The organism is Plectonema cf. radiosum LEGE 06105 (assembly GCF_015207665.1).
GTDB classification, from domain to species: Bacteria; Cyanobacteriota; Cyanobacteriia; order Cyanobacteriales; family Nostocaceae; genus Rivularia; species Rivularia radiosa_A.
The window spans coordinates 1-2,011 of the sequence record NZ_JADEWL010000293.1 but is presented as its reverse complement, the minus strand read 5'-3'; the positions used below and the strand labels follow the sequence as shown (position 1 = coordinate 2,011).

Here is a 2,011-nt window from a genome sequence, read left to right as displayed (position 1 = left end):
GTCATATTCGATAGCATTGCTAAGTACCTTATTTATTCGTTTAATCGCGACATAATTTATGACTCTTAATTTATATTTACTGCGACATGGAGAAACTACTTTTAGCCAAAGTGGTAATTTTTGCGGCGAAACTAATGCGGAGTTGACACCGGAGGGTGTGCAAATGGCGGAAGCTTTTGCTGATGTTTACAAGAAGCTGAAGTGGGAAGCAGTTTATGCTAGTCCGATGAAACGCACTGTTGCGACTGCAAAGCCGTTTTGTGATGCTATCGGTATGGATATGCAGTTGCGCGACGGACTTAGAGAAGGTAGTTACGGTGAATGGGAGAATAAAAGTAAATCCTTTGCTCAAGAAAATTATGCTGAAAATTATGTTAAATGGTTGACAGAACCGGCTTGGAATGCACCCAAAGGTGGAGAAACTGCGGTAGATATTGCCAACCGCGCTATGCCTGTAATTGCTGAAATTCAAGAAAAACATCCCCAAGGTAATGTTTTAGTGGTTTCTCATAAAGCCACGATTCGGATTATACTTTGCAGTCTATTAGGTATTGATTTAGGACGTTATCGCTATCGGATTAATATTTTGGTAGCGTCGGTAAGCATGGTTACATTTGATGTTCACGGTCCTTTGTTGGAAATTTTGGGTGATAGATACCATATGCCCGAACATATCCGCAATCGGAAGGGAACTTAGATAATTTGTAATCAAAAATATCTGGTGATTTAATATCCCCTCCGCGAAGTGGTGCGATTTTCTAATATGGCTTACTTTTCCCTGGAAGGTTTATCGATTGGTGATGCTTTTGGGGAAAAGTGTTTTTAAATAATATAAGTTGGTGGGTAGAAAAATTTATCGTTATGACAAGGGAGTAAGGAATAGGAATAAATTCTTCAGCAAGTTGACATTTTGTTAGATAGTAATATTTATTTTTATCCACTTACTTAATTATAAGAAGGGTTTGAATTTTAAAAAACTTGTATTGAAAATTTATTCAACTGTAAAAAATCAGCAAAAATCAAACTATTACCTATTCCCAATTACCAATTACCCATTCCTTTATTAAACAAACTTCGTTAACTGCATCCGATAACGTTCTTTTTTCGTAACTGCTATTTCCCCTACTTCCAAACGTCCTTTACCACGAATTGCAATCAAATCTCCAGTCTTTATTTGGTGAGAAGCTTGAGTAATTTCCTTCCAATTAACTCTCACATCACCAGCATTAATTAAATCAACCATTTTACTCCGAGACATGGAGAAACCAGCGGAAGCAATCGCATCCAATCTTAAGGATGCTTCGACGGTTGTTAATTCTTTTTTTCTCGGTTCTCTTACTTTTAATTCGCTTAAATCTACCCTTTGAGTCTTGACAGGAACCGAACGTACTTGAGTTAAATTAGCTGATAAAAAATCTGCTAATTCCGGTACAACAACTACCTGCGCTCCCCGTTCACCGAGTACAATAATATCGCCAGTTTTTTCGCGGACAATTCCCGTTCCCAACATTGCACCCAAAAAATCGCGGTGGGTAGCGGTATCAAATAAGAAATTACCAGCAATATCCAAAGCAGTAAGCTCAACTTGTGACTCATCCAAGGGCAGCTCGCTATGTGCGATCGCAATTCTCTTTCGTTCAGCTTGGGGATATCCACCCCAAGCTAACAGCTGCACTTCTGTTAACCGACTAAAACTTAGAGTAGCTTCAGCTAATTCCGGAGGTGAAAGAAAGTCCGTGAATACAACGGACCAAGTTTTAATCGCTTTTTCCGCGCAATCAATTACACGAGCTAGAGTATCTCGATTCTCAACGTGTTTTAACAGTTCTTCTCTTGGCAACATTTTATCAGGTTAAAGGTTAAAGGTTAAAGGTTAAAGGTTAAAGGTTAAAGGTTAGTACCACCGGAGTTAGTACCACCGGAGTTAGTACCACCGGAGTTAGTACCACCGGAGTTAGGAGTTTGGAGTTTGGAGTTAAAAATTCATCTCCCCATCTCCCCATCTCCCCAT

At 39.2% G+C, this 2,011-nt stretch carries 2 protein-coding genes; one reads left to right on the top strand and one right to left on the bottom strand.

Annotation, left to right across the window (positions count from 1 at the left end; translation table 11 throughout):
- The first annotated feature begins 58 nt into the window (after window positions 1-58).
- On the top strand, window positions 59-697 hold the full coding sequence (locus IQ247_RS32050; RefSeq protein WP_193926223.1) for a histidine phosphatase family protein: 639 nt from the start codon (window positions 59-61) through the stop codon (window positions 695-697).
- A 366-nt stretch (window positions 698-1,063) separates the two neighbouring features.
- Here IQ247_RS32050 and IQ247_RS32045 read toward each other — a convergent pair whose 3' ends face one another.
- Window positions 1,064-1,843 (bottom strand): photosystem II electron transport protein, Sll1252 family, encoded by a 780-nt coding sequence (locus IQ247_RS32045; RefSeq protein ID WP_193926222.1) that lies wholly within the window; start codon window positions 1,841-1,843, stop codon window positions 1,064-1,066.
- Between the last annotated feature and the right edge of the window lie 168 nt (window positions 1,844-2,011).

Excerpts from the sequence above, each read along its gene's own strand:
- IQ247_RS32050 (WP_193926223.1), top strand. The coding sequence starts at position 59 with ATGACTCTTAATTTATATTTACTGCGACATGGAGAAACTACTTTTAGC.
- IQ247_RS32045 (WP_193926222.1), bottom strand. The coding sequence starts at position 1,843 with ATGTTGCCAAGAGAAGAACTGTTAAAACACGTTGAGAATCGAGATACT.